Source organism: Actinomyces sp. MRS3W (assembly GCF_032465695.1).
Lineage (GTDB): Bacteria > Actinomycetota > Actinomycetes > Actinomycetales > Actinomycetaceae > Actinomyces.
In genome coordinates this window covers 1-2775 of the sequence record NZ_JAWDJJ010000306.1, presented here as the reverse complement: position 1 = coordinate 2775, position 2775 = coordinate 1, and the positions used below count along the sequence as shown (strand labels likewise).

General features: G+C 73.6%; 1 protein-coding gene and 1 pseudogene. One reads left to right on the top strand and one right to left on the bottom strand.

Annotation, left to right across the window (positions count from 1 at the left end; genetic code table 11):
- Positions 1 to 298 precede the first annotated feature (298 nt).
- On the bottom strand, positions 299 to 1933 hold the full coding sequence (locus RWX45_RS11610) for an MFS transporter (RefSeq protein ID WP_316023877.1): 1635 nt from the start codon (positions 1931 to 1933) through the stop codon (positions 299 to 301).
- A 10-nt stretch (positions 1934 to 1943) separates the two neighbouring features.
- On the opposite strand from RWX45_RS11610, the pseudogene RWX45_RS11605 reads away from it, so the two are divergent.
- Positions 1944 to 2775, top strand: a pseudogene (locus RWX45_RS11605) (GTPase HflX); the annotation flags it as partial.

The window sequence follows — 2775 nt, the reverse complement described above, 5'->3', positions numbered from 1 at the left end:
TCTCGGGGGAGGCGGTGAAGTAGTGCTGCTCGCTCACGGCCCCGACCCTACCGGGCCGCCGCGCAGCGCACGACCTTGGGGAGTGGGGAAGGCCCGTCGTCATTCGGGGCCGGCTTCCCCGGCAGATTCCCGAACCGAGAGGTTCCCCGACCACTTCGACCGGTCTCGGTACGTTACAAGTGCCGGTCTCGGTGCGTTACAAGTGCCGGTCTCGGTACGTTACAAGTGCCGGTCTCGGTGCGTTACAAGTGCCGGTTTCGGTGCGTTACAAGTGCCGGTTTCGGTGAGGGGCGGGGTGTTAGGCGGCGCGACGGGCCAGCAGGGGGAGCAGCCCCAGGGCGACGATGAGCACCGCCAGGGTCGGAATGAGCAGACTCGCCTGCACGCCCGCCGCCGACGGCGCCACGAAGGTCGTTGCCAGCGTGCCCAGGGTGGCGGCGCCGGCGTTGGAGGCCACCGTCACCGAGGTCGCCGCTCGCGCCTGCGAGATACCGTCGGGAGCCCCACCCAGATCCTCCGGGGCGGTGACGCAACGGATCATGGTGTCCTGATGTGTCAGCCCCATCCCGAATCCCGCGGTGGCGAAGCCCAGGTGCAGGCACCACCACGGCGTGGCCCCGGAGAAGGCCAGCGTCATGAGCACCCCGCCGACCACGAAGCACACCGCGCCGCCGCTCACGCGTGCACGGTAGCGGTGCGGCTCGCGGGCCGGGTGGGCGGCCGTCCAGATGGCCACCACCGACCAGGCCAACCCCGCGCCCGTCAGTGCCCAGCCGATTGCCGTCGGCCCCAGCCCCAGCACGTCGTGGGCGGAGGGCGAGACCAGGTAGTCCAGCGTGAAGTAGGCGGCACTGAGCCAGGTCAGCGTGGCCAGCGCCGCGCGCCGTCCCGGCCGCAGCCGCAGCGTGCCAGCGGGGAACACCTGCGCGCACGCCCACACCACGGCCACCACCGCCACCGCTCCTACGGGGAAGAACAGCGCCGACGCCGCCGGCACCACCCCAATGGCCGCCACCCCTGTGGCCATTGTCAGCGCCGGCACCACCGGCGGATGCGACTCGTCGTCGCTGACCTGCAGGCCCCGGATCTCGTGGGCCATGAGGAGCCGGGCAACCACCAGCAGCGGCACGTAGGCGACCAGCGCCCAGCGCCAGCCCCACGCCGCCGAGACGGCGGCCGCATAGCCGGGGCCGAGGATGGAGGAGACCACCCACATCGCCGACCCGGCCGCCAGGAACATGCGTCGCCACGCCTCGGGCAGGCCCGCCACCAGCACGCCCATCGTCACCGTTGCCAGCGCCCCGGCGGCCAGGCCCCGTAGCACCTCGCCGAGCACGTACACGCCGATATTCGGCGCCAGCGCCCCGGTCGCCGCTCCTGCTACCAGCACGGCGGTGAGTGCGGTCATGAGCCGGTCCGCCCGCCAGCGCGCCAGCATGCTGCCGCCCAGCGGCATGGTGAGGAAGGTCGGCACCATGGCGGCGGCCGTCACCAGCCCGTAGTGGGCCCGCGCACCCAGGTCCGTGGCCAACAGGGGCAGCACGGTCTGGTTGATGTAGGTCTGCATGCCGGCCAGCAACTCCACGACGAGCATGGCGATGGCCAGGTGCCCCACCGGCGTGGTCAGCAGATTGCGCAGCGACGGCGCCGGGGACGACGCCGAGCCAGGAGCCGCTCGGTCGGCCGGGTCTGGAGGGGTGCTGGACGCGCCGGGACCGCTACCTGTGGCGGGGCCGACGGCGCCGGAGGCGGCGGGCTCGGCCGGTGACCCGACGGCGTCGGGCTCGCTGGTCTCGGGGAAGGTCACCCCGGGAGCGTATCGGCCCACGGCCGCGGCGGGCACCCCGCCGTTGTCCCCGCTCGGCCACCGCGCCCCGCCGTCGGCGAACGCCGCCCACGAGCGCTCGGCAAACCCGGCGGGGGCAAGTAGCATGGGGCCTCGCATGGAACACACACAGCCCTCCAGCCACCCGGACGACCACAACCTCAGCACCGGCAGCGACGCCGCCGAGGACCTCGCCGCGCGCGTCCTGTCCCGCACCGGCACCGCCCTGGCCTCCACCTCCGGCCGCAGCGAGTACGACGACGCCGATGCGGCCGGTGCCCTGGAGCGCGAGGCCCGCGCCGGCACCCGCCGCGTGGCCAGCCTGAGCACCGAGCTGGAGGATGTCAGCGAGGTCGAGTACCGGCAGGTCCGCCTCGAGCGCGTCATCCTCGTCGGCCTTGAACTGCCGCAGGTGGCCTCGGCGGGCGGCCGCATCAGCGCGCACCCGGCGCACCCCAACGGCGCCCAAGCCCCCCTGGGCGCTCCGGTAACCAACGGCGCCGCCTACACCGCCGTCGCCCAGGACGCCGAAACCTCCCTGCGCGAACTCGCCGCCCTGGCGCAGACCGCCGGAAGCGAGGTGCTTGACGCCCTCATCCAGCGTCGCGACCACCCCGACCCGGCCACCTACCTCGGGTCCGGCAAGGCCAAGGAGCTCGCCGAGATCGTCGCCGACACCGGGGCGGACACCGTCATCGTCGACGGCGAGCTCGCCCCCTCCCAGCGGCGCGCCCTGGAGGACGTGGTGGGGGTCAAGGTGGTGGACCGCACCGCGCTCATCCTCGACATCTTCGCCCAGCACGCCAAATCCCGCGAGGGCAAGGCCCAGGTGGAGCTCGCCCAGCTGGAGTACCTGCTGCCGCGCCTGCGCGGCTGGGGCGAGTCCATGTCCCGCCAGGCCGGTGGACGCGTCGCCGGCGGTCAGGGCATCGGCTCGCGCGGCCCCGGCG

Excerpts from the sequence above, each read along its gene's own strand:
- RWX45_RS11610 (WP_316023877.1), bottom strand. The coding sequence starts at position 1,933 with ATGCTACTTGCCCCCGCCGGGTTTGCCGAGCGCTCGTGGGCGGCGTTC.